Consider the following 21357-nt stretch of genomic DNA (forward strand, 5'->3'; position numbering starts at 1 on the left):
CCTTGCTGACCCTCACCGTCGCCTGCGCCCCCTATGACCGCACCCGCGCCCTGTTCGACGGGCGCGTGACGATCCCCGGCATGCGCCTGGTGCAGGTGCCGATCCATTCGGAGCAGAGCTTCCCTCGCGCCTTCGGCCCGGCCGAATTCGACGTGACGGAGCTTTCGCTCTCCTCGCACCTGCTGCAGGTCTCGCGGGGCGAGGCCGCCTACGTCGCCATCCCCGCCTTCGTCTCCCGCGCCTTCCGGCACGGCTGCATCTACCTGCGCCGCGACGCCGGCATCACGGAGGCAAGGCAGTTGGACGGCCGCCGGGTCGGCATCCCGGAATACCAGATGACGCTCGGGCTGTGGCTGCGCGGCATCCTGGCGGACGACCACGGCGTCGACGTCAACGGCATAAGCTGGCGCACCGCCGGCACCAACGCCGCCGGCCGCCGCGAACGCCTGCCCCTGGAACTGCCGCCCGGCATGGACGTGCAGCCCATGCCCGGCACGCTGAACGACGCGCTGCTGTCGGGCGGGATCGACGCCATCCTGTCGCCCACCGAACCCGCTGCCTTCGCGGCCGGCGACCCCCGCATCACCCGCCTGTTCCCGGACCCGCGCGCCGCCGCCGTGGCCTGGCACCGCCGCACCGGCTTCCACCCCATCATGCACCTGGTCGGCATCCGCCAGGAGATCCTGGCGCGCGAGCCCGGCCTCGCCCGCCGCCTCTACGACGCCTTCCTGGAATCGAAGCGCCTGGCGCTGGCGGATATCGAGGCCGATTTGCGCCATTCCTCCCTGACCCAGATGCTGCCCTTCCACGCCGAGGAATGGGCCGCCACCAAGGCCCTGCTCGGCCCCGACCCCTGGACCTACGGCGTCGAGGCCAACCGGGCGGAGCTGGACGCCATCTGCCGCTGGTCCCACGCGCAGCATCTGTCGCGGCGGCGGCTGGCGGTGGAGGAGGTGTTCGCGCCGGATACCGTGAACGGCTGATCCGCTGCCGTCCGACCCATCCCGCGCCTAGCCTTGCCCGCACCGGGTCGCAGACGCCCGGACGTTGGGAAGGAACCGACCATGACGCCACGCCGAAGCTGGCTGCGCGGCCTGCTCGCCGCCTGCGCCGCCCTCGCTCTCCTCGCCACGCCCGCCCATGCACAGCACGCCCATGACGCGGCGGAGGTTCCGCCGAATTTCCAGGTGGATCCATTCTGGCCGAAGCCGCTGCCGAACAACTGGATCATCGGCGCCGTCGCGGGCGTCGCGGTCGACCGTCGCGACCATATCTGGATCATCCACCGCCCGGCCACGCTGGCGCCGCGCCAGGTGCTTGCCGCCACCACCCCGCCGCAGACGCTGTGCTGCGTCGCGGCGCCCCCGGTGCTGGTCTTCGACATGTCGGGCAACCTGGTCCGCGCCTGGGGCGGCCCGGCACAGGGCTTCGAATGGCCGCAGAGCGAGCACGGCATCTACGTGGATGCGGAGGACAATGTCTGGCTTGCCGGCAACGGCCCGCGCGACCACCAGATCCTGAAGTTCAGCCTCGACGGCCAGTTCCGCATGCAGATCGGCCGCGCCGGCGCCTCCACCGGCAGCAACGACACGCAGAACCTGAACCGCCCGGCGGATACCGAGGTCGATGTCGCGGCCAAGGAGATTTTCGTCGCCGACGGCTACGGCAACCGTCGCATCGTGGTCTTCGACACCGAGACCGGCGCCTACAAGCGGCACTGGGGCGCCTATGGCGAACGTCCGCACGACGATCCGATGCCGGCCTTCGACCCGGCGCAGCCGCCCTCCCGCAGCTTCGCGAACCCGGTGCACTGCGTGCGGCTGACGCGCGACAACCTTGTCTATGTCTGCGACCGCGTGAACAACCGCGTGCAGGTGTTCCGCCGCGATGGCAGCTTCGTACAGGAATTCTTCGTCGCCCGGGAAACCCGCCTGAACGGCGCCATCGCCGACCTCGTGCCCTCCCCGGACGCTGGCCAGCGGTATCTCTACAGCGTCGACAACACCAACAGTGTCGCCCGCGTGCTGCGCCGGCAGGATGGGGAGGTGCTGTCCACCTTCGGCCGCATGGGCCGCTACGCCGGGCAATTCATGGTGCCGCACAACGTCGCCGTGGACAGCCAGGGCAACCTGTACATCTCGGAAGTCGATACCGGCCAGCGCGTGCAGCGCTTCCGGCGGATGGACGCGCAGCGCTAGGGCCGTTTCACCCGCGCCATGCACAGGTGAATCGGCCCTAGCTGTTGATTTGGCGCATTTTCCGAGCCGTCAGGCGTATCCGCCTGACTTGAAAATGCTCTAGGTTCCAGAAAGGCGGGCGGCGATCCTCTCGCCGCCCGTCCCTTCAGATGCGCCCCATCAGCAGCAGCACCACGACAATCAGCAGCACCACGCCCAGCACGCCGATCCCGCCGCCGCCGAAGCCGTAGCCCCGGCCGCCGAAGCGCCCGCTGAAGCCGCCAAGCAGAAGCACGACCAGCACGATGGCGAGGATCAATCCGATGGACATGTCACAGACTCCCGTAGGCAGTTCAGGCCAGGCGACGGTTCAGCGGGTCTCGACGCTGATGCTGCGTCCGCCGACGCTCAGCTCCACGGCGTTGCTGTTCTGCTCCTGGTAGAGCCAGAAGCCGAGGGCGCCCACGGCGATCAGCAGCACGCCAAGGACCGGATAAAGCAGGTTGCGGCTCATTCTCTTGCGTCCAATCTCGTCTCCCGCCGGCAGGTCCTGCCACCGAAGCGGTTGGGTACAGATCGCGCCAGCGCCACGAAAGTTCGCGCCGTTCCGCACCGAAGCGAAATAAATTTTGTGGAGGTCCGCGGATGGCGCGCCGCCGCCGGCCCGCGCACCATCCGCCCATGCCCCCCGGCCGCTTCCTCGCCGCCATCGTCACGGCCCAGGTCCTGGCGCAGATCGGCGCCTTCATCCTGCCCGCGCTGCTGCCCGGCTACATGCAGGCCTGGTCGCTCTCCGCCGCCGAGGCCGGCTGGCTGATCGGCGCCTTCTTCGCCGCCTACGTCCTGGCGGTCCCGGTGCTGGTCGGCCTGACGGACCGCGTCCCGGCGCGCCGCATCTACCTCGTCGGCGCCGCGCTGACCTGCGCCTCCCACCTCGGCTTCGCCCTGCTGGCCGATGGCTTCTGGTCCGGCCTGCTGCTGCGCCTGCTGGCCGGCGCCGGCTGGGCGGGCTGCTACATGCCGGGGCTGAAGGTCATCGCGGATGGCCTGCAAGGCGCCGCGCAATCCCGCGCCGTCTCCTGGCACGCCCTCGGCGTCGGCATCGCGGGCGCCCTGTCCTTCGCCGTGGCCGGCGCGCTGGACGCGCTCGGCGGACCCCGGGCCGCCTTCCTGTTCGGCGCCGCCGCGGCCGCCACCGCCGGCCTGATCGCGGCCTTTGCCATGCCGAGGACCGCACCCGCCGCCACCGGCAAGGCCGGCGCGCTGCTGGATTTCCGCCCGGTGCTGCGCAACCGCGCCGCCATGGCCTGGATCGCGGGCTACACCGTCCACACCTGGGAACTCGCCGCGCTGCGCGCCTGGGGCGTCACCTTCCTGGCCATGGTCATCGCCCGCCACGGCGCGCCCGCCTGGCTGCCCGGCCCCACCGCGCTGTTCACCGCCGCCGGCCTGCTCGGCATCGCCGTCTCCATCCTCGGCAACGAGACGGCGCAGCGCCTCGGCCGCGCCCGGCTGGTCGCCGCCGCGATGGGCAGCGCCGCGGTGCTGTCCGTGCTGGCCGGCGCCTCCGCCCTGGTCTCGGCACCGCTCGCCGCGGCCTGCGTGCTGCTGTGGAACGCCGCGATCTACCTGGATAGCGCCGCGCTGACGGCCGGCACCGTGCAGGCCGCCGGCGAGGGAAGGCGCGGCGCCACCATGGGGCTGCACAGCATGTGCGGCTATGCCGGCGGTTTCGTGGGTCCGCTCGGCGTCGGCCTGGCGCTGGACCTCGCCGGTCCCGGCGCGCTCGGCTGGGCGCTCGGCTTCGGGCACCTGGCGCTGGTCACGCTGGCCGGCCTGCTGGTGCTGCGCCGGGTCGGCCGCGCCGCCTGAACAAGGCGTCCTGCGCCCCAAGCATGCCGGACCCGTGACAAATGCGCGATAGCGCAAATGCGCATGGGCGCATTCTCCAGGCATGCCCGATTCCGTCGCCCTCCTCGCCGCCCTGGCCGAACCCACCCGCCTCGCCGCGCTGCACCTGCTGCGGGACGGCCGGGAACACTGCGTCTGCGAGTTGATGGCCGCCCTCGGCGCCAGCCAGTCGCGCATGTCCCGCCACATGCAGACCCTGCGCCAGGCCGGCATCGTGCTGGACCGGCGCGACGCGCAATGGGTGCGCTACCGGCTGCACCCGGCGATGCCGGACGCCGCGCGCCGGCTGGTCGAGGCCGCGCTCGACCTGCCGCTTCCGTCTGCCCCACGACCGGAAAGCCTCGCCGCATGAGGGTCACCACCCTCCGGGGGCCGTCGCCGGCGCTCTGGCTCTCGGCAACCCTCGCCGCCCTGCTGGCCTGGGCGGCGCTGTACAGCCAATTGGTGCCCTTCTCCGACTGGGCGGTGTCCCTGCTGCCGATCGAGCGCCACTCGCATCTCGGCGAATCCGTCGCCTTCTTCCTGTACGATGTGCCGAAGGTGCTGCTGCTGCTGGTCCTGGTGGTCTTCGCCATGGGCGTGGTGCGCAGCTTCTTCTCGCCGGAGCGCACCCGCGCCCTGCTCGCCGGCCGGCGCGAGGGCGCGGGCAACGCCATGGCCGCCTCGCTCGGCGTGCTGACCCCCTTCTGCTCCTGCTCCGCCGTGCCGCTGTTCATCGGCTTCGTCTCGGCCGGCGTCCCGCTCGGCGTCACCTTCTCCTTCCTGATCGCAGCCCCCATGGTGAACGAGGTCGCGCTCGGCCTGCTATTCGCGCTGCTCGGCTGGAAGGTGGCGCTGACCTATCTCGGCCTCGGCCTCGGCATCGCGATCGCCGCCGGCTGGGTCATCGGCCGGCTTCGCCTGGAGTCCTGGCTGGAGCCCTGGGTGCTCAGGATCCACGCCGGCGCGGTGGAGCTGGAGGAGGCAGCCCCGGCCTGGCCCGACCGCATCCGCGCCGGCCTGGACTCGGTGCGCGAGATCGTCGGCCGCGTCTGGTACTGGATCATCGCCGGCATCGCCGCCGGCGCCCTGATCCACGGCTATGCGCCGGAGGATCTGCTCGCCGCGATCATGGGCCGGGACGCCTGGTGGTCGGTGCCGGCCGCCGTCCTGGTCGGCATCCCGATGTATTCCAACGCCGCCGGCATCATCCCGGTGGTCGAGGCGCTGCTCGGCAAGGGTGCCGCGCTCGGCACCGTGCTCGCCTTCATGATGTCCGTCATCGCGCTGTCGCTGCCGGAGCTCATCATCCTGCGCAAGGTGCTGTCGGTGAAGCTGATCGCCGTGTTCGTCGGGGTGGTCGGCAGCGGCATCCTCGTCGTGGGCTTCCTGTTCAACCTGCTCTTCGCCTGAAGGACCATCCCATGAAGGACGTGAAGATACTCGGCCCCGGCTGCAAACGCTGCGACGCGGCGGTGCAGATGGTGCAGGATGCCGCCACCCGCACCGGCGTGCAGGTCACCGTCGCCAAGATCACGGACTACGCCGAGATCGCCGGCTACGGCATCGCCTCGACCCCCGGCATCGTGGTGGACGGCAAGGTCGTGCATGCCGGCGGCCTGCCGAAGCCGGAAGCGTTGGACCGCTGGCTCAACGCCTGAGTTCCGGGACTTGGATCAGGCGCTGAGGCGCTCCATCGCCGCCGCATCCACCTCGAAATTGGCGAAGACGGTCTGCACGTCGTCCTGGTCGTCCAGCGCGTCGAGCAGCTTCAGCACCTCCCGCGCCCGGTCCTCGTCCAGATCCACGGTGGCGGTCGGCCACCATTCCAGCTTCGCCGCCTCCGCCGTGCCGAACTTCGCCTCCAGCGCGTCGCGCACGCTGGCGAAATCCTCCACGGCGCAGGACACCTCGTGGCCGTCCTCGCCGCTTTCCACGTCGCCGGCCCCGGCCTCGATCGCCGCCTCCAGCATGGTGTCGGCATCGGCGGCCGCGGCCGGGTAGCGCAACACGCCCTTGCGCTCGAACTGGAAGGCCACCGAATTGGTCTCGCCCAGCGCCCCGCCGCCCTTGGCGAAGATGGACCGCAAATCGCCGCCGGTGCGGTTGCGGTTGTCGGTCAGCGCCTCGACGATCACGGCGACGCCGTAGGGCCCGTAGCCCTCGTAGCGCACCTCGACATAATCCTCCCCCACCCCCGCCATCGCGGCGCGCTTGATGGCGCGGTCGATGGTGTCGCGCGTCATGTTCGCGACCAGCGCGGCCTTCACCGCGGCGCGCAGCCGCGGGTTCATCGCCGGGTCGGGCAGCCCCTGCTTGGCGCTGACCGAGATCTCGCGGATCAGCTTGCCGAAGGCCGCCGCCTTCTTGGCGCCCTGCGCCGCCTTGCGATGCATGATGTTCTTGGCGTGCGAGTGGCCGGCCATCGCCCTGATCTCCGTCAATCCCGGGGCTTCGCCCCGCTCGGTTCCGCCGTCGCTATACCGGCCTGCCCCCCGGCCCGGCAAATCGGCAAACAGAACGGCACGTCAACGCCGGGTTCACACAACCGGCGCATTCTGCGCCACATGGCCCGCTCCCCGCACCAGCCTGCCGCCGCCGCCGATTCCGTCCAGCGCCTGATGCTTTGGCTGAGCCTGTTCGTCGTCCTGCTGACCGTGGCCGCCGTCGGCGTCAACCAGGTCCTGCTGCACCGCCTGCTGATCGGCGCTGCCGCCGTCTGGGCGCAGGGTCTCGCCACCGACCTGTTGCGCCAGGACCCCGCGCTGCCGCAGCTTCTCCGCGGCGAGGAGCCAGGTCCAGGCCAACTCGAGCACCTCGCCGGCATCGCCACCACCACCGAGATCACCGGCTTCCGCCTGCTGCGCCCGGACGGTTCCGTCCTGCTGGCCGTACCTCCACCGCACGTGGCCACCGCGGCCGCTCCCCGCCGCCGCCACCAATCCACCCCCCGCGAAGCGGCGTCCCAGGCCCCGATCCCGGCCCCGGACAAGGCCGAGCCCGCCGGGCTGCTGGTCATCACCCTGCGCGAGAACGGCCGCCGCGCGGCCCTGCGCGACGCCTTCGGCCTGGCGCAGTTCGGCGTCGGCGGCTTCGGCGCCAGCATGCTGCTGCTGCTGGTCTGGCTCGGCCATCGCGGCCGCCGGGCGGAGGCCGAGGCGACCCGCGCCCGCCACCTGCTGCGCCACGACCGCCTGACCGGCCTGCTCACCCATGCCGAACTCCGCGAACGCCTGGCCCTGGCGCTGGTGGCGGCGCAGCCGCTGGACCAGCAGGTGGCCGTGCTGGTGCTGAACCTGCGCGGCTTCCGCCAGGTGAACGCCCTGCATGGCCGCGCCACCGGCGATGCGGTGCTGGCAGCCCTCGCCGGCCGCCTGCGCACGCTGGTCCGGCGGTCCGACACCGTGGCCCGCCTCTCGGCCGATCGCTTCGCCGTGGTGCAGACCTCGCCCGAAGCCGAGGAGGATGCGGCCGCCCTGGCGCATCGCCTCGCCGCCGCGCTGGCCGCGCCGCTGGTGCTGCCGAACGGGCAGTCCCTGGCGCTGAAGCTGCAGATCGGCTTCGCCACCGCGCCGAAGGACGCCGAGGATGCGGAGCTGCTGCTGGCCTGCGCGGAGGCCGCCCTCTCCTCCGCCGGCACCGCGGCGCAGCCCGACATCTGCGGCTACGATGCCGCGATGGACACCCTGCTGCGCCTGCGGCGGGAGACCGAGGAAGACCTGCGGCTGGCCATCGAGCAGGGCACGCTGACGCTGCACTACCAGCCGCAACGCCGCCTCGGTGACCGCGCCCTGCTGGGGTTCGAGGCGCTGCTGCGCTGGCCGCACGCCACCCGCGGCCTGATCAGCCCGGCCGAGTTCATCCCGCTCGCCGAGCAGACCGGCCTGATCGTGCCGCTCGGCGCCTGGGTCCTGCACACCGCCTGCGCCGAGGCGGCGCAATGGCCCGGGGAGGCCCGCATCGCCGTCAACCTCTCTCCCGCGCAGTTCCGGCACGGTGACCTGGTCGCCACGGTGGCGGCGGCGCTGGCCACCACCGGCCTGCCGGCCCGGCGCCTCGAACTGGAAGTCACCGAAAGCCTGCTGCAGGACGACCCGGAGGATGTGGTGCGCCTGCTGCGCGACCTGCGGGCGCTGGGCGTGTCCATCGCCATGGATGATTTCGGCACCGGCTGGTCCAGCCTGGCGCATCTCTGGCGCTTCCCCTTCGGCAAGCTGAAGATCGACCGCGCCTTCATCACGGAGATGCCGCGCGACCCGAAGCTGCGCGCCATCGTCACCACCATCGTGGGCCTCGGCCGCATCCTCGACATGACGGTGATCGCGGAAGGCGTGGAGACCGAGGAACAGGCCCGGCTGCTGGCCGCGGAGGGCTGTGAGCAGGGCCAGGGTTGGCTGTTCGGCCGCCCCATGCCCGCCGCCACCGCCCGCCGCCTGATCGCCGAGGACCAGTCCCGCGCCGCCCGCAGCGCGGCTTAACGGCGTGGCGCCGTCCGCCTACCCTGCTCCCGATGCTGATCCGCCCCGCCGCCCTGTCCCCGCATCTGCCGGAGGTCGCCGCCTGGCTGCACGCCGAATGGTGGCAGGGCGAGCCCGTGGCGGCGACGGAAGCCTATCTCCGTGCGGCCACCGGCCCGGCCGCGCCCTGTGCCCTGATCGCGGAAGATGGCGGCCGTCCGCTCGGCACCGCGACGCTGGACCTTGAGGATCTGCCGAGCCGCCGGGACCTCTCGCCCTGGCTCGCCTCCGTCCTGGTCGCCCCGGCGCATCGCCGGCAGGGTGTCGCGACGGCGCTGGTGCAGGATGTGCTGCGCCGCGCGCGGCAGCAGGGCCACCGCCGCATCTGGCTGTTCACCCCGGACCAGGCGCCCTTCTACGCGGCGCGGGGATGGGCAGCGGCAGGGACGGAGACGTATCGGGCCCGCGCCGTGACGCTGATGTCCTTCGCGCTGGCGCCGTAAGCCCCGGCTCCTCCCCGCGATCCAGCGCCGCCAGGAAGCCCGCCGCCTCCGCGCGCATCGCCGCCACCTTCTGCCGATCCATCTTCCCCAGCGTCCGCAGCGGCATCGCCATCCGCATGTTGCGCGCGAAGCGCTCCGCATGCCGCGCCATGAAATCCCAGTAGAGGAAGTTGAACGGACACGCCCCCGGCCCCGTCGCCCGCTTCACGTCATAGGCGCAGCCGCGGCAATGGTTGGACATGCGGTTGATGTAGGCGCCGCTGGCCGCATAGGGCTTCGACGCCATGACCCCGCCATCCGCATGCAGCGCCATGCCATGCGTGTTCGGCAGTTCCACCCACTCATAGGCGTCCGCATAGACCACCATGTACCAGTCGTTCACCTCGACCGGATCGAGCCCCGCCAGCAGCGCGAAATTGCCCGTCACCATCAGCCGCTGGATGTGGTGCGCATAGGCCAGGTCACGCGTCTGCCCGATCGCCGACTTCATGCAGGCCATCGCCGTCTCGCCCGACCAGTACAGCCAGGGCAGGCGGCGACCGGCTTCCAGCGCATTGGTCCCGGCATAGTCCGGCATCTTCAGCCAATAGATGCCGCGCACATATTCCCGCCAGCCGAGGATCTGCCGGATGAATCCCTCCACCGCATTCAGCGGCGCCTCGCCCCGCCGATACGCCGCCTCCGCCGCGCGGCACGCCGCCATCGGATCCAGCAGCCCGCAATTCATCGCCGCCGAGATCAGCGCGTGGAACAGCGTCGCCTCGCCTTCGGCCATCGCATCCTGGAAATCGCCGAAGCGCGGCAGCCGGCGCGCCACGAAATCCTCCAGCGCCTGCTGCGCCTCGGCCGCCGTCACCGGCCAGCCGAACTGCGCGCAGTCGCCGAAATGGTCGGCGAATTCCCGCTCGACGAGCGCGATCACCTCCCGCGTCGTCGCATCCGGCGGGAAGCGCCGCGGCGCCGGCGGCACCACCCCGGCCGGCATCGCGCCGCGATTTTCCGCATCGTAGTTCCAGGCGCCACCGGCGGGCTCGTCCGGCGCCGCCATCAGCAGGCCGGTGGCGCGCCGCATCTCGCGGTAGAAATACTCCATCCGGAGCTGCTTCTTGTCCCCGGCCCATTGCCGGAACCGCGCCATCGAACACAGGAACCGCGTATCCTCGCGCAGCTCCACCGGCAGGCCGGTCGCCTCCTCCCAGCCGCGCATGTCCTGCAGCACCCGCCATTCGCCAGGCTGGGTGCAGAGGATGCGCGTCGCATTCACCTGCCGCGCCACCCGCGCCACCTCCCCCGCCAGGGTCTGGGTGTTCGCCGGATCGTCCAGCCGCGAATAGACGACGCGGAAGCCGCGCCCGCGCAGGTCCTCGGCGAAGTGCCGCATGGCCGACAGCACCAGCGCGATCTTCTGCTTGTGGTGGCGGACATAGGTGCACTCCGCCCGCACCTCCGCCAGCAGCACCACGTCCCGCGCCGGGTCCAGCCCCTCCAGCGCCGAAAGACCCGCGGAGCACTGGTCGCCCAGCACGACCCGCAGCGTGGTCATGCCCGCGCGTAGCGCACCGCGCTGCCATCCTCCCCGGTGGTGGCGAAGCCGATCCAGGTGCCGGCGGCGTCGTACAGCACCTCCGCCCCCTCGCCGCCGACCAGCACCACCCGTGTGCCACCGGCCACCGCCGTCAGCCGCAACTCCGGCTCCACCGCGATCGCCTTGCGCGGGTCGAACAGCGGCACGCCCGGGCGCAGCGTCGCCTTGCGCCACCAGGTCAGCGGCGCGGCCTGCGCCGGCATCCGCACCTCCCCCGCCGGCCCGCGGAGCACGAGCCCGGCGCCGACCAGCCGCGCCTCGCAGAAGCCCGCCGTGCCGTTCTTGTCGATCCGCGAGTTCAGCCCGACCAGCCGGTCGCCGCGCCAGCTTTCCACCGTCTCATGCAGGTAGCGGTAGACGGTGAAGCCCATCAGCTTCACCTCGATCCGTACCTCGCTGCGCGCCTCCAGCAGCCCGGCTTCCTCGCGGAAGCGCACGGTGTGCCGGCCGACCTCGCTGCCCTCCCGCACCACGCGGAAGGACAGGTCGGGCAACGCGGCCAGCGCAGGCCCCGCCAGCACGGCCATCGGCAGGGCCAGGACGCCGCGCCGCCGCATCACCCGCGCCCCGCGATGTGGCCGCGCCCGCCATCGACGCCGATCACCTGCCCGGTGATCCAGCCCGCGGCCTCGGACAGCAGGAAGTCGGCCAGCGCCGCGCTGTCCTCGCCCTCTCCCAGGCGCGGTATCGGGTGCTGCTTCGCGATCGCATCCGCCATCTGCGGGCTCCTCGTCAGGGGTTCGGCAAGCGCCGTGCGGGTCAGGCTCGGCGCGATGCAGTTGACCCTGATATGTGGCGCCAGTTCGGCGGCGAGCGCCACCGTCACCCCCTCCACCGCCGCCTTCGCCGCCCCGATCGCCACGTGATTGGCAAACCCCATGCGCGCCGCGACCGAGGAAAACAGCACCACCGCCCCCTTGCCGCGCGCCAGCGCCGGCGCCGCCGCCTGCACCGCCAGGGCCGGGGCCGCGGCGTTCAGCCGGAAGGTCTCCACCAGGTCGGCCTCCGTCACCCGCGCCAGCGGCTTCAGCAGGATGGAGCCGACGCAGAAGGCGAGCCCGGCCAATTCCTCCCCCGCCGCCGCCACCGCCGCCTTGCGCCCCTCCGCCTCCATCACATCCGCGGCAAGATGGCCGCAGCCCAGCTCCGCCGCCAGCATGGCCAGGGCCTGCGCGCCGCCAGTCGTCCCCCGCGCCACCAGGAAGGGCTCCACGCCACGCGCCACCAACCGCCGCGCCAGCGCCGATCCCACCCCGCCCGTCGCCCCGAACACCAGCACCCGCCCAGCCATCCCGCGTATCCCGATCAAATGGTCCGCTCAGATGGCCCTGGCCCGCCGCCCGCCAAGCGCGGGAGGCGAAGCAGCCCGTCGCCAATCCCGCGCCGGCGTGGCATGGTGCCGACAACATGCGCCAATTGCTGCTGCTGCGGCACGCGAAGTCCTCCTGGGACGATCCGCGCCTCTCCGACCACGCCCGCCCGCTGAACGCGCGCGGACGGCGTGCGGCCGTCGGCATGGGCGCCGCGATGCGCGACCTCGGGCTGTCGCCCGACATCGTCCTGGTCTCCTCCGCCCGCCGCACCCTGCAGACGCTGGAGGCGCTGGCCCCGCTGGAAGGCCCGCCCCTGGTCGAGCCGATGGACGACCTCTACCTCGCCGCCTGGCCCTCGCTGCTCGATGTGCTGCGCGGGGTGCGGGAGACGGCGCGCAGCGTGCTGCTGATCGGCCACAACCCCGGCCTGCACGACCTCGCCATGGCCCTCGCCGGCCCCGCCGCCATGGCGGCCGCCACCCCCACCACCCGCCGCCTGGCGGCGGGCTACCCCACCGCGACCCTTACCGAATTCGCCCTCGCCTTGCCCTGGCGCCGGCTGGAGCCCGGCGGCGCGCGGCTGCTGCGCCTGCTGTCACCCGCCGACCTGCCCTCGACCGAACCCGGCGACACGCCGGAAATGACGGCCTGAGCCCCCGATGCCGCCCCTGACCCTCGAAGCCACACTGCCGCCCGAGGCCGCCGCCACGCTGTTCCGCCAGCCCGCGCTGGCCACCCGCCGCGCCGGCCGCACCCGCTCCGTCGCCGCCGATTTCGCCTGGCTCGACACGCCGAAGCACGCGCTGGCGGAGCAGGGAATGGCGCTGGAAGCCTCCGCGAACCCCCGCGCCGCCCGCCGCCTGGTCCGCAGCCTGCCGGAGGCCGACGCGCCCTGGCGCCCCGCCACCCCGCCCGAGGCGCTGCCGCCCGAGGCGCTGCCGGAACCCGCCGAAGTCCCGCTGGCCGCCTTCGCCGGCCGCCGCGTCACGGTGCCGCTGGTCGATGCCGTCGAGGCCACCCTGCTGCACGGCACCCTTCGCGCCCTCTCGCGCGACCTTCCGGTCGCCCGCCTGACCCTCACCGGCCCGGCCGAGGCAGTGCTGGAGACCATGCAGGCGCTGGCCGCCGACCTGCCCCTGCTGCCGCCGCGCAGCAGCCTGGCGGAGCAGGCGCGCGCCTTCGCCCTGGACGACAAGCTGCGCCCGCGCCGCCTGGGTGCCCCGCGCCTCGACCCGGACATGGGCGTGGAGGCCGCGCTGCGCCTGCTGCTCGGCCACCTGGCGGAGGTGCTGGTCTGGTTCGCACCGATCGCCGAAGCCGGCACCGACCCCACCGGCGTGCACCAGATGCGCGTCGCGCTGCGCCGCCTGCGCTCCGCCCTCAAGGCCTTCCGCACGGCGGCCGATGGGCCGGCGCTGCGCCGCTTCGATGCCGAGGCGAAGGCGCTCGCCGGCAGCCTCGGCCCGGCGCGGGACTGGGACGTGTTCCTGGCCGGCCTCGGCGCCGAACTGGCGGAGGCGCTGCCGGAGGAGCCACGCATCGCCGCCCTCCTCGCCACCGGCCGCCACCATCGCGACGAAGCCTACGCCGCCTTGCGCCTCCAGCTGGCCGGCCCGGCCTTCCGCCGCCTGGCCTGGGACGCCGTGGCCCTGGACGTCCGCGCCCCCTGGCGCACGGAGGCCTCGGAGGAGGCCGCCGCACGCCGCGACGCCCCGCTGCCGGACCTCGCCGACCACCTGCTGACCAGGCGCTGGCGCCGGCTGACCGCCGTCGGCCGCGACATCGCGCCGCTGCCGGATGCCGAGTTCCACGCCCTGCGCCTGGACGGCAAGCGCATGCGCTACCTGGCGGAGCTCTTCGCCCCGCTCTACGGCCGCAAGAAAAGCCGCCGCTTCCTGGACCGCCTGGCGGAGGTGCAGGAACAGTTCGGCCTCGCCAACGATGCCACCGTCGCCCGTGCCCTGGTCGGCCCCGAGGCCGATGGACCCGGCGCCTGGGCGGCCGGCGTCGCGGAGGGCTGGGTCCGCGCCCGCTCCCGCCGCGCCCGCAGCCGCGCGGCGAAGGCCTGGGCCGAGCTGCTGGCGGCCGAACCCTTCTGGAATCAAGGCTGAAGCCACTCAATCTCAAGTAGAAATTAAGGTTTATGAATAGCTTGCATGGCGAGCCATCCATGGGCTACGCGTGGGTCCCACGCACACCCCTGCCAGGCATCGCATCCGCCCCGTGTTCCGACGCCGCCGCATCTTCCGCCCCGCCGCCACGCCCCGCCGCTGGCGCGCCCCTCTCGTGGCCCTCGCCGGCGCCGTCATCGTCGCCGCGCTGTCCGGCATTGGCCTGCCGCCGGACCTGATGGGCTCCGCGCCCCGCGAGCAGGAATGGTCCGCGCTCGCCGCCGAGGTCCGCATCGTGGATGGCGACACGCTCCGCCTTGGCGACCGCACGCTCCGCCTGTCCCGCATCGATGCGCCGGAACGCGGCCAATCCTGCACCGATGCCGCCGGCCGCTGGTTCGATTGCGGCGCCGCGGCGGCGGAGGCGCTGTCCCGCCTGGTCAACGGTCGCTCCGTGCTGTGCCGCGTGCAGGGCCGCGACCGCTACGGCCGCGGCCTCGGCGAATGCACCGCCGGCGGCGCCGAGCTGAACAGCGGCCTCGTGATCTCCGGCTGGGCGCTGGCCTATGAGAGTGACGACCTGCCCATGCAGGCCGCCGAACTCGCCGCCCGCATCGCCGGCCGCGGCCTGTGGGCCGGCGACTTCACCCGGCCGGACGCCTGGCGCCGCCGCAACAACTGAGGCGACGCCCTGGCGTCGCCTTCATGAAGCGTTTACCTCTCCGGATCCTCGCGCCAGAACGGCGGCCTGCACCGCGCGCCCCGCGCCCAAGGATCCGGCGATGCGACACCCCATGCCCTGGCCTGCCCTGGCTACAGCCGGCCTGCTTTTCCTGGCTCCACCGGCGCTCGCCGCCTCCGACCCGCTGGAGGGCTTCAACCGCCGGGTCCATGACTTCAACCTGGTGCTGCGCGACCGCGTGCTGGACCCGGCGGTCGCGGCCTACGTCGCCCAGACCAGCCCAGCCTTCCGCGCCGGCGTCGCCAATGCCTTCGCCAATCTCCGCGAACCGGTGACCGCGGCCAGCGGCCTGCTCGCCGGCGAATACGACCTCGCGCTGAACGCCGTGGCGCGCTTCGGCATCAACAGCAGCCTCGGCCTCGGCGGCGTGCGGGACGCAGCCGCCGATCGCGGCTACCCACGGCAGGATTTCACGCCGGCCGATGCGGTGTGCCGCTGGGGCGTGCCGGGCGGCCCCTTCCTGATGCTGCCGCTGCTCGGCCCCTCGACGCTCCGCGACGCCGGCGCGCTGGTCGGCACCGGCCTTGCCCTGTCCGCCACCCTGGGTCCGGAATTGGCGCTGTCCTGGCGCGGCGGCGACGCGCTGGTCGCCTATGCCGGCATCGCCGAGGACCTGGCCCGCACCGACGCGCAGGCGCTGGATTCCTACGCCGTCTACCGCAGCGCCTACCTGCAACGCCGCGCCGCCCGCTGCGGCGCCGGGCCAGCGGAGGATTCGGCAACGGACTGAGCCAGCCCGGCTTGATGCGGCGCCACGCTCCGTCCTAGCCTGCCCGCAAGCGCGACGGACCAATCTGTCGCGCATTGAGGGAGACCTGTCCGATGCCCATCCTGTCCCGTCGTACCCTGCTGGCCGCGAGCGGCGCGGCCATCGCCGCCCCCCTGGCCGCCCCCCTCCTCGCCACACCGGCCCTCGGACAGGCCAACTACCCCAGCCGCCCGATCCAGCTCCTGGTGCCCTGGGGCGCCGGCGGCGGCACCGATGCCACCGCCCGCATCATCGGCAGCCTGCTGGAACGCGACCTCGGCCAGCCGGTCAACGTGGTGAACCGCACCGGTGGGTCCGGCGTGGTCGGCCATAGCGCCATCGCGACGGCGCAGCCGGATGGCTACACGATCGGGATGATCACGGTCGAGATCGCCATGATGCACTGGCAGGGCCTGACCCAGCTGAACCCCACCTCCTTCACGCCGATCGCCTTGATGAACGAAGACCCGCCGGGCGTGCAGGTGGCCGCCAACTCCCCCTACGCCGACATCAAGGCGCTGGCGGATGCCATCAAGGCGCGGCCTTCCGGCAGCTTCAAGGCCAGCGGCACCGGCCAGGGCGGCATCTGGCACCTGGCGCTGGTCGGCTGGCTGCAGGCGATGGGCCTGCGCGGCGACCATGTCCGCTGGGTCCCCTCCAACGGCGCGGCGCCGGCGATGCAGGAACTGGCGGCCGGCGGCGTCGACATCGTCACCTGCTCGGTGCCCGAGGCGCGCGCCATGATCGATGCCGGTCGCGCCAAGTCGCTCGCCATCATGGCAGCCCAGCGCAACCCGCAATTCGCCCAGGTGCCGACGCTGAACGAGACGCTCGGCATCAACTACTCCACCGGTGCCTGGCGCGGCATCGCCGGGCCGAAGGGCCTGCCGGCGAATGTCCAGGAACGCCTTGGCGTGGCGCTGAAGAAGGCCTACGACAGCAGCGAGTTCAAGGACTTCATGGCCTCCCGCGGCTTCGGCGTGGTCTATGCCGACCAGGCCGGCTTCACCGAGTTCATGGCCAAGGCCGATCGCGGCATGGGCGAGGCGATGCGCGCCGCGGGCCTGGCGCGCGGCTGATCGACTGACGGAAGGCCCACGCCCATGCGGGTGAACGATGCCCTGCTGGGCGCGGTGCTGCTGGTGTTTGCGGGGTGGATTTGGTGGCTGACCACCTTCTTCCCCGCCTTCCCGGGCCAGGACTACGGGCCCAACCTGTTCCCGCGCATCCTGGCCGGCGGCATCGCCATCTGCGCCGCGGTGCTGGTGCTGCGCGGGCTCAAGGCACGGGGACGGCTTCTGGTGCTGGAGGATTGGGTGCGCCAGCCGGCGCGCCTCGCCTCCTTCCTCTCCATCCCCGTCGCGGCGCTGGCCTACATCCTGCTGTCTGACCCGCTCGGCTTCATCCCGACCGCCTTCCTGCTGCTGCTGGCGCTGGGGCTGTGGTACGGCGCGCGGCTGCTTCTGGCCGTGCCGGTCGCCGCCGGGATGACCCTGCTGGTGCACTGGTTCTTCGCCGGGCTGATGCGCGTGCCGCTGCCGCGCGGCATCCTGGACAGCGTTCTATGAGGACCCGTCCATGGACGCGATGATCCAGGCCTTCGGGCTGGTCTTCGACCCCTTCGTGCTCGGCGTCATCGGAGTCTCCGCCCTCTTCGGCATGTTCGTGGGCTCCATGCCCGGGCTCACCGCCACCATGGCGACGGCATTGCTGGTGCCCGTCACCTTCTTCATGCCGCCGGTGCCGGCGCTGGGTGCCATCGTCACCGCCACCGCCATGGCGATCTTCGCCGGCGACATCCCGGCGGCGATGCTGCGCATGCCCGGCACCCCGGCCTCGGCCGCCTATGCCGACGAATCCTACGCCATGACGCAGAAGGGCCAGTTGAACCTCTGCATGGGCGTGAACCTGGTGTTCTCCGTCGCCGGCGGGCTGATCGGCGTCGCCGTGCTGATCGCCTTCGCGCCGATGCTGGCCGAAGTCGCCATCAACTTTTCCTCCTATGAATACTTCTGGCTCGCCTGCCTCGGCCTGACCTGTGCGGTCTTCATGTCCAACGCCGACCCGGTGAAAGGCTTCCTCTCGCTGTTCTTCGGCCTGCTGCTGGCCACCGTCGGCATCGACCCGGCCGCCGGCTTCCCGCGCTTCACCTTCGACAATGTCGACCTGATGTCCGGCATCAACTTCGTGCCCACCATGATCGGCATGTTCGCCGTGTCCGAGCTGATGCGCGGCGCCGTCACGGTGGACGTCGCGGCGAAGGTGGTCGCCCAGGCCGTGGGCAACCTGTTCAAGGGCGTCGGCGGCGTGTTCCGCCGCTACTGGCTGAACTTCCTGCGCGGCAGCGCCCTCGGCACCGCCATCGGCGCCCTGCCCGGCGCCGGCGCCGACATCGCCGCCTGGATCAGCTACGCGGTCGCCAAGCGCTTCTCCAAGCAGCCGGAGAAGTTCGGCACCGGCGAGATCGAGGGCATCGTCGATGCCACCTCCGCCAACAACTCGGCGCTCGCCAGCGCCTGGATTCCCGCCCTGGTCTTCGGCATCCCCGGCGACAGCATCACCGCCATCGTCATCGGCGTGCTCTACATGAAGGGCATGAACCCGGGGCCCACGGTGTTCCAGGAAAACCCGCAGCTCATCTATGCGGTGTTCCTGATCTTCATCCTCGCCAACCTCATCATGCTGCCGCTCGGCTGGGCCGCCATCAAGTCCGCCCGGCAGATCCTGCGCGTGCCGCGCAACCTGCTGCTGCCGGTCATCCTGCTGTTCTGCCTGGTCGGCAGCTTCGCCATGACCAACAGCCTGTACGGCGTGGTGCTGATGCTCGCCATGGGCATCCTCGGCTGGGTGATGGAGGAACACGGCATCCCGGTCGCGCCGCTGATCCTCGGCCTGGTGCTGGGGGAGATGCTGGAGCAGACCTTCGTGCAGTCCATGATCAAGGCGGATGGCGAGTGGCTGGAGTTCTTCGCCCGCCCCATCGCCGGCACGCTCGGCGTCGCCACCCTCGGCATCTGGCTGCTGATGCTGCTGCGCGGTTTCCGGCGCAGCCCGGTCCCCGCCGCGGCATGACGCCGCTCCGCTCCGCCGACGAACTCACCCCCGGCATGAGCTTCGACCTCGGTGGCTTCGTGCTGCCGCGGGCGGAGGTGCTGGAATTCGCCGGCCGCTACGACCCGCAGCCCTTCCACCTGGATGAGGAAGCGGCGCGCCATTCGGTGTTCGGCCGCCTGGTCGCCAGCGGCCTGCACACCTACTCCGCCTCCCTCGGCCACCTGATCCGCAGCGGCCTGCTGTCCGAGATCAACCTGGCCGGCGGCGGCGCCCAGCTCACCTGGCCGGCGCCGCTGGAGCCGGACGAGCCCGTGACGATGAAGCTGGTGGTGGAGGAGATCCGCACCAGCCGCAGCAAGCCGGAGATGGCGGTCGCGAAGCTGCGCTACCTGGTTGCCATCGCCCGCGACGGCACCGTGGTGCTGGATGCCGTCGGCACCCACTTCCTGAAGCGATAGGCCGAAACGCCAAACGGCGCGGAGGTTGCCCCCCGCGCCGCCTGCTGTCCGCCGAACCCCGCTGGGTTCAGGCCGACTTCTTCATGATCTCGTCGGCGACGTTGCGCGGAACCGGGTCGTAGTGGTGGAACTGCATCGAAAAGCTGGCGCGGCCCTTGGTCATGCCACGCAGGTTCGAGATGTAGCCGAACATTTCCTTCAGCGGCACATGCGCCCGCACGATGACCGACGTGCCGGCCATGTCCTGGGACTGGATGACGCCACGGCGTCGGTTCAGGTCGCCGACGACGTCGCCGACATGGTCGGACGGCGTGGTGACTTCCACATCCATGATCGGCTCCAGGATCACCGGGCCGGCCTTCTTCATGCCCTCGCGGAAGCAGGCCTTGGCGGCGATTTCGAAGGCGAGCGCCGAGGAGTCGACGTCGTGGTACTTGCCGTCCACCAGGGTGTACTTGAAGTCCACCGTCGGGAAGCCGGCCAGCACGCCGGTATCGGCCTGCACCTTGATGCCCTTTTCCACCGCCGGGATGTATTCGCGCGGCACCGAGCCACCGGTGGTGCCGTTGACGAACTCGACGCCCTCGGTGCGCTCCTTCGGCTCGAAGGTGATCTTCACCTCGGCATACTGGCCCGAACCACCGGACTGCTTCTTGTGGGTATAGATCTCGGTGTGGCTCTTGGTGATCGTCTCACGGTAGGCCACCTGCGGCGCGCCGATATGCGCGTCCACGCCGTATTCGCGCATCAGGCGGTCGACGATGATCTCGAGGTGCAGCTCGCCCATGCCGGACAGGATGGTCTGGCCGGTTTCCTGGTCGGTCCGCAGGCGCAGGCTGGGATCCTCGCCCGCCAGCTTCTGCAGGCCGAGCGTCATCTTCTCGACGCCTTCCTTGGTCTTCGGCTCGACGGAGATGTCGATGACCGGCACCGGGAAGGCCATGCGCTCCAGGATCACCGGGTCGTCGTTCGACGCCAGCGTGTCGCCGGTGCCGGTGTCCTTCAACCCGACGAAGGCCGCGATGTCGCCGGCGAAGACTTCCTTGATTTCCTCGCGCTTGTCGGCGTGCATCTGGAACATGCGGCCGATGCGTTCCTTGGAATCCTTGGTGGTGTTCATCACCATGTCGCCCTGGCGCAGCGTGCCGCGATAGACGCGGACGAAGGTCAGGTTGCCGTACTTGTCGTTGATGATCTTGAAGGCAAGGCCGGCGAAGGGCGCGTCCGCATCGGCCGGGATCGAGCGGCGTTCCTGCGTCTCGTCCATGCCCTCATCCGGCGCGACCTTGATGCCGGGCACGTCGATCGGGCTCGGCAGGTAGTCCAGCACGGCGTCGAGCAGCGGCTGCACACCCTTGTTCTTGAAGGCCGTGCCGCACAGCACAGGGCGGAACTCGCCGCTGATGGTGCCCTTCTTGATGCAGCGCTTCAGCGTCTCGATCGAGACGTCGCCCTTGTCGAAGTATTCCTCCATCGCCGTCTCATCGATGCCGACGCAGATGTCGATCATCTTCTGGCGATATTCGGCGGCCTTCGCGGCCATGTCGGCCGGGATGTCCTGGTATTCGTACTGCGCACCCAGCTCGTCGCCGAACCAGATGATCGCCTTCATCTCGACCAGGTCGACGACGCCCTTGAAGGTGTCCTCGATGCCGATCGGAAGCTGCAGCGCCACCCAGTTGATGCCCAGCTTCTCCGTCAGCGTGTCCGCCGCGCGGTAGAAGTCTGCGCCGGTGCGGTCCAGCTTGTTGATGAAGATGATGCGCGGCACGTTGTACCGGTCGGCCAGGCGCCAGTTCGTCTCGGACTGCGGCTGCACGCCGGCCACGCCCTCGATGATGAAGATGGCGCCGTCGAGCACGCGCAGCGAACGGTTCACCTCGATGTTGAAGTCGATGTGGCCGGGCGTGTCGATGATGTTGATGCGGTGGTCCTTCCACACGGCGGTCACGGCCGCGGAGGTGATGGTGATCCCCCGCTCGCGCTCCTGCGCCATGTAGTCGGTCGTGGTGTTGCCGTCATGGACCTCACCGATCCGGTGCGACTTGCCGGTGTAGTACAGGATCCGCTCGGTCGTGGTCGTCTTCCCGGCATCGATATGCGCCGTGATGCCGATGTTGCGGATCAATCCCAGTTCAGTGCGCGCCACGGTGGGTCTCCATAGGCAAAAGCGGGTCCGGCAGCGGGCGCTCTCGCCCGTTGCCGCCCGCGCAATGATTCAAGTCGAGGCTTCTCGCAGCGGGACATGCCCTCTCCGGGCCGCATTTGCAAGCACCGATCCTGCGGGCCGACGCCCGTCACGCATCGTCGCGAACGCGG

Annotated in this window: 23 protein-coding genes; 16 read left to right on the forward strand and 7 right to left on the reverse strand. The window is 71.4% G+C overall.

Translation table 11 applies throughout. From position 1 onward, the window contains the following. Positions 1-2: 2 nt before the first annotated feature. Together ACFHPP_RS15155 and ACFHPP_RS15160 are read left to right on the forward strand one after the other, a co-directional pair. Positions 3-983, forward strand: a complete 981-nt coding sequence (locus tag ACFHPP_RS15155) for an ABC transporter substrate-binding protein (protein ID WP_437164078.1) — start codon at positions 3-5, stop codon at positions 981-983. Positions 984-1064: 81 nt separating this feature from the next. After that, positions 1065-2198: a hypothetical protein gene (locus ACFHPP_RS15160; RefSeq protein WP_437164079.1), complete on the forward strand. Its 1134-nt coding sequence runs from the start codon at positions 1065-1067 to the stop codon at positions 2196-2198. A 145-nt stretch (positions 2199-2343) separates the two neighbouring features. On the opposite strand, the gene ACFHPP_RS15165 is transcribed toward ACFHPP_RS15160, so the two are convergent. After that, on the reverse strand, positions 2344-2508 hold the full coding sequence (locus tag ACFHPP_RS15165; RefSeq protein WP_430667690.1) for a DUF3309 family protein: 165 nt from the start codon (positions 2506-2508) through the stop codon (positions 2344-2346). 39 nt (positions 2509-2547) lie between these two features. Further along, on the reverse strand, positions 2548-2691 hold the full coding sequence (locus ACFHPP_RS15170) for a hypothetical protein (protein ID WP_437164080.1): 144 nt from the start codon (positions 2689-2691) through the stop codon (positions 2548-2550). A gap of 131 nt (positions 2692-2822) precedes the next feature. On the opposite strand from ACFHPP_RS15170, the gene ACFHPP_RS15175 reads away from it, so the two are divergent. The 4 genes from ACFHPP_RS15175 (at position 2823) to ACFHPP_RS15190 (ending at position 5728) form a co-directional block, all read left to right on the forward strand. Beyond that, positions 2823-4049, forward strand: a complete 1227-nt coding sequence (locus ACFHPP_RS15175) for an MFS transporter (protein ID WP_437164081.1) — start codon at positions 2823-2825, stop codon at positions 4047-4049. Between the two features lie 82 nt (positions 4050-4131). Continuing rightward, complete coding sequence (locus ACFHPP_RS15180; protein ID WP_437164082.1) at positions 4132-4440, forward strand: ArsR/SmtB family transcription factor; 309 nt, start codon at positions 4132-4134, stop codon at positions 4438-4440. Beyond that, positions 4437-5480 (forward strand): permease, encoded by a 1044-nt coding sequence (locus ACFHPP_RS15185; protein ID WP_437164083.1) that lies wholly within the window; start codon positions 4437-4439, stop codon positions 5478-5480. The genes ACFHPP_RS15180 and ACFHPP_RS15185 overlap by 4 nt, the downstream gene beginning before the upstream one ends. Before the next feature lie 11 nt (positions 5481-5491). Next, entirely contained in the window at positions 5492-5728 is a 237-nt protein-coding gene (locus ACFHPP_RS15190; protein ID WP_437164084.1) for a thioredoxin family protein, read from the forward strand. Between the two features lie 15 nt (positions 5729-5743). Here the strand turns inward: ACFHPP_RS15190 and ACFHPP_RS15195 are convergent, their stop codons facing one another. After that, entirely contained in the window at positions 5744-6493 is a 750-nt protein-coding gene (locus ACFHPP_RS15195) for a YebC/PmpR family DNA-binding transcriptional regulator (RefSeq protein ID WP_437164085.1), read from the reverse strand. A 141-nt stretch (positions 6494-6634) separates the two neighbouring features. On the opposite strand from ACFHPP_RS15195, the gene ACFHPP_RS15200 reads away from it, so the two are divergent. Next, positions 6635-8545: a putative bifunctional diguanylate cyclase/phosphodiesterase gene (locus tag ACFHPP_RS15200; protein ID WP_437164086.1), complete on the forward strand. Its 1911-nt coding sequence runs from the start codon at positions 6635-6637 to the stop codon at positions 8543-8545. 32 nt (positions 8546-8577) lie between these two features. Beyond that, positions 8578-9027 (forward strand): GNAT family N-acetyltransferase, encoded by a 450-nt coding sequence (locus tag ACFHPP_RS15205; protein ID WP_437164087.1) that lies wholly within the window; start codon positions 8578-8580, stop codon positions 9025-9027. Here ACFHPP_RS15205 and ACFHPP_RS15210 read toward each other — a convergent pair. The 3 genes from ACFHPP_RS15210 to ACFHPP_RS15220 are packed head-to-tail and all read right to left on the reverse strand — an operon-like array spanning position 8918 to position 11903. Next, positions 8918-10570 (reverse strand): cryptochrome/photolyase family protein, encoded by a 1653-nt coding sequence (locus tag ACFHPP_RS15210; protein ID WP_437164088.1) that lies wholly within the window; start codon positions 10568-10570, stop codon positions 8918-8920. The genes ACFHPP_RS15205 and ACFHPP_RS15210 overlap by 110 nt on opposite strands. Continuing rightward, complete coding sequence (locus ACFHPP_RS15215) at positions 10567-11169, reverse strand: DUF6134 family protein (RefSeq protein WP_437164089.1); 603 nt, start codon at positions 11167-11169, stop codon at positions 10567-10569. Before ACFHPP_RS15215 ends, ACFHPP_RS15210 begins: the two co-directional genes overlap by 4 nt. Next, entirely contained in the window at positions 11169-11903 is a 735-nt protein-coding gene (locus ACFHPP_RS15220; RefSeq protein WP_437164090.1) for an SDR family NAD(P)-dependent oxidoreductase, read from the reverse strand. The genes ACFHPP_RS15215 and ACFHPP_RS15220 overlap by 1 nt, the downstream gene beginning before the upstream one ends. Positions 11904-12019: 116 nt before the next feature. Here ACFHPP_RS15220 and ACFHPP_RS15225 point away from each other — a divergent pair, with 116 nt between their 5' ends. The 8 genes from ACFHPP_RS15225 (at position 12020) to ACFHPP_RS15260 (ending at position 19038) form a co-directional block, all read left to right on the forward strand. After that, a complete protein-coding gene (locus ACFHPP_RS15225) occupies positions 12020-12577 on the forward strand; it encodes a SixA phosphatase family protein (protein WP_437164091.1) in 558 nt (185 codons plus the stop codon). Between the two features lie 7 nt (positions 12578-12584). Continuing rightward, positions 12585-14036 (forward strand): CHAD domain-containing protein, encoded by a 1452-nt coding sequence (locus ACFHPP_RS15230; protein ID WP_437164092.1) that lies wholly within the window; start codon positions 12585-12587, stop codon positions 14034-14036. 112 nt (positions 14037-14148) lie between these two features. Then, positions 14149-14718: a thermonuclease family protein gene (locus ACFHPP_RS15235; RefSeq protein WP_437164093.1), complete on the forward strand. Its 570-nt coding sequence runs from the start codon at positions 14149-14151 to the stop codon at positions 14716-14718. Positions 14719-14818: 100 nt separating this feature from the next. Next, the gene (locus ACFHPP_RS15240; protein WP_437164094.1) at positions 14819-15508 is read left to right on the forward strand and encodes an MlaA family lipoprotein; all 690 of its coding nucleotides are present in this window, start codon (positions 14819-14821) and stop codon (positions 15506-15508) included. Between the two features lie 92 nt (positions 15509-15600). Beyond that, positions 15601-16605 carry a tripartite tricarboxylate transporter substrate binding protein gene (locus tag ACFHPP_RS15245; RefSeq protein WP_437164095.1) on the forward strand — a complete coding sequence of 335 codons (1005 nt, stop codon included), beginning with the start codon at positions 15601-15603 and terminating at the stop codon, positions 16603-16605. Between the two features lie 24 nt (positions 16606-16629). Beyond that, entirely contained in the window at positions 16630-17094 is a 465-nt protein-coding gene (locus tag ACFHPP_RS15250; RefSeq protein WP_437164096.1) for a tripartite tricarboxylate transporter TctB family protein, read from the forward strand. A 10-nt stretch (positions 17095-17104) separates the two neighbouring features. Further along, positions 17105-18598, forward strand: a complete 1494-nt coding sequence (locus ACFHPP_RS15255; protein ID WP_437164097.1) for a tripartite tricarboxylate transporter permease — start codon at positions 17105-17107, stop codon at positions 18596-18598. Continuing rightward, entirely contained in the window at positions 18595-19038 is a 444-nt protein-coding gene (locus ACFHPP_RS15260) for a MaoC/PaaZ C-terminal domain-containing protein (RefSeq protein WP_437164098.1), read from the forward strand. The genes ACFHPP_RS15255 and ACFHPP_RS15260 overlap by 4 nt, the downstream gene beginning before the upstream one ends. Positions 19039-19105: 67 nt before the next feature. Here the strand turns inward: ACFHPP_RS15260 and fusA are convergent, their stop codons facing one another. Then, positions 19106-21187, reverse strand: a complete 2082-nt coding sequence (gene fusA, locus ACFHPP_RS15265; RefSeq protein WP_437164099.1) for an elongation factor G — start codon at positions 21185-21187, stop codon at positions 19106-19108. Between the last annotated feature and the right edge of the window lie 170 nt (positions 21188-21357).

Source organism: Falsiroseomonas sp. E2-1-a20 (assembly GCF_051433195.1).
In the GTDB taxonomy this organism is placed as follows: domain Bacteria; phylum Pseudomonadota; class Alphaproteobacteria; order Acetobacterales; family Acetobacteraceae; genus Falsiroseomonas.

Excerpts from the sequence above, each read along its gene's own strand:
- ACFHPP_RS15160 (WP_437164079.1), top strand. The coding sequence starts at position 1,065 with ATGACGCCACGCCGAAGCTGGCTGCGCGGCCTGCTCGCCGCCTGCGCC.
- ACFHPP_RS15165 (WP_430667690.1), bottom strand. The coding sequence starts at position 2,508 with ATGTCCATCGGATTGATCCTCGCCATCGTGCTGGTCGTGCTTCTGCTT.
- ACFHPP_RS15170 (WP_437164080.1), bottom strand. The coding sequence starts at position 2,691 with ATGAGCCGCAACCTGCTTTATCCGGTCCTTGGCGTGCTGCTGATCGCC.
- ACFHPP_RS15175 (WP_437164081.1), top strand. The coding sequence starts at position 2,823 with ATGGCGCGCCGCCGCCGGCCCGCGCACCATCCGCCCATGCCCCCCGGC.
- ACFHPP_RS15180 (WP_437164082.1), top strand. The coding sequence starts at position 4,132 with ATGCCCGATTCCGTCGCCCTCCTCGCCGCCCTGGCCGAACCCACCCGC.
- ACFHPP_RS15185 (WP_437164083.1), top strand. The coding sequence starts at position 4,437 with ATGAGGGTCACCACCCTCCGGGGGCCGTCGCCGGCGCTCTGGCTCTCG.
- ACFHPP_RS15190 (WP_437164084.1), top strand. The coding sequence starts at position 5,492 with ATGAAGGACGTGAAGATACTCGGCCCCGGCTGCAAACGCTGCGACGCG.
- ACFHPP_RS15195 (WP_437164085.1), bottom strand. The coding sequence starts at position 6,493 with ATGGCCGGCCACTCGCACGCCAAGAACATCATGCATCGCAAGGCGGCG.
- ACFHPP_RS15200 (WP_437164086.1), top strand. The coding sequence starts at position 6,635 with ATGGCCCGCTCCCCGCACCAGCCTGCCGCCGCCGCCGATTCCGTCCAG.
- ACFHPP_RS15205 (WP_437164087.1), top strand. The coding sequence starts at position 8,578 with ATGCTGATCCGCCCCGCCGCCCTGTCCCCGCATCTGCCGGAGGTCGCC.
- ACFHPP_RS15210 (WP_437164088.1), bottom strand. The coding sequence starts at position 10,570 with ATGACCACGCTGCGGGTCGTGCTGGGCGACCAGTGCTCCGCGGGTCTT.
- ACFHPP_RS15215 (WP_437164089.1), bottom strand. The coding sequence starts at position 11,169 with ATGCGGCGGCGCGGCGTCCTGGCCCTGCCGATGGCCGTGCTGGCGGGG.
- ACFHPP_RS15220 (WP_437164090.1), bottom strand. The coding sequence starts at position 11,903 with ATGGCTGGGCGGGTGCTGGTGTTCGGGGCGACGGGCGGGGTGGGATCG.
- ACFHPP_RS15225 (WP_437164091.1), top strand. The coding sequence starts at position 12,020 with ATGCGCCAATTGCTGCTGCTGCGGCACGCGAAGTCCTCCTGGGACGAT.
- ACFHPP_RS15230 (WP_437164092.1), top strand. The coding sequence starts at position 12,585 with ATGCCGCCCCTGACCCTCGAAGCCACACTGCCGCCCGAGGCCGCCGCC.
- ACFHPP_RS15240 (WP_437164094.1), top strand. The coding sequence starts at position 14,819 with ATGCGACACCCCATGCCCTGGCCTGCCCTGGCTACAGCCGGCCTGCTT.
- ACFHPP_RS15245 (WP_437164095.1), top strand. The coding sequence starts at position 15,601 with ATGCCCATCCTGTCCCGTCGTACCCTGCTGGCCGCGAGCGGCGCGGCC.
- ACFHPP_RS15250 (WP_437164096.1), top strand. The coding sequence starts at position 16,630 with ATGCGGGTGAACGATGCCCTGCTGGGCGCGGTGCTGCTGGTGTTTGCG.
- ACFHPP_RS15255 (WP_437164097.1), top strand. The coding sequence starts at position 17,105 with ATGGACGCGATGATCCAGGCCTTCGGGCTGGTCTTCGACCCCTTCGTG.
- ACFHPP_RS15260 (WP_437164098.1), top strand. The coding sequence starts at position 18,595 with ATGACGCCGCTCCGCTCCGCCGACGAACTCACCCCCGGCATGAGCTTC.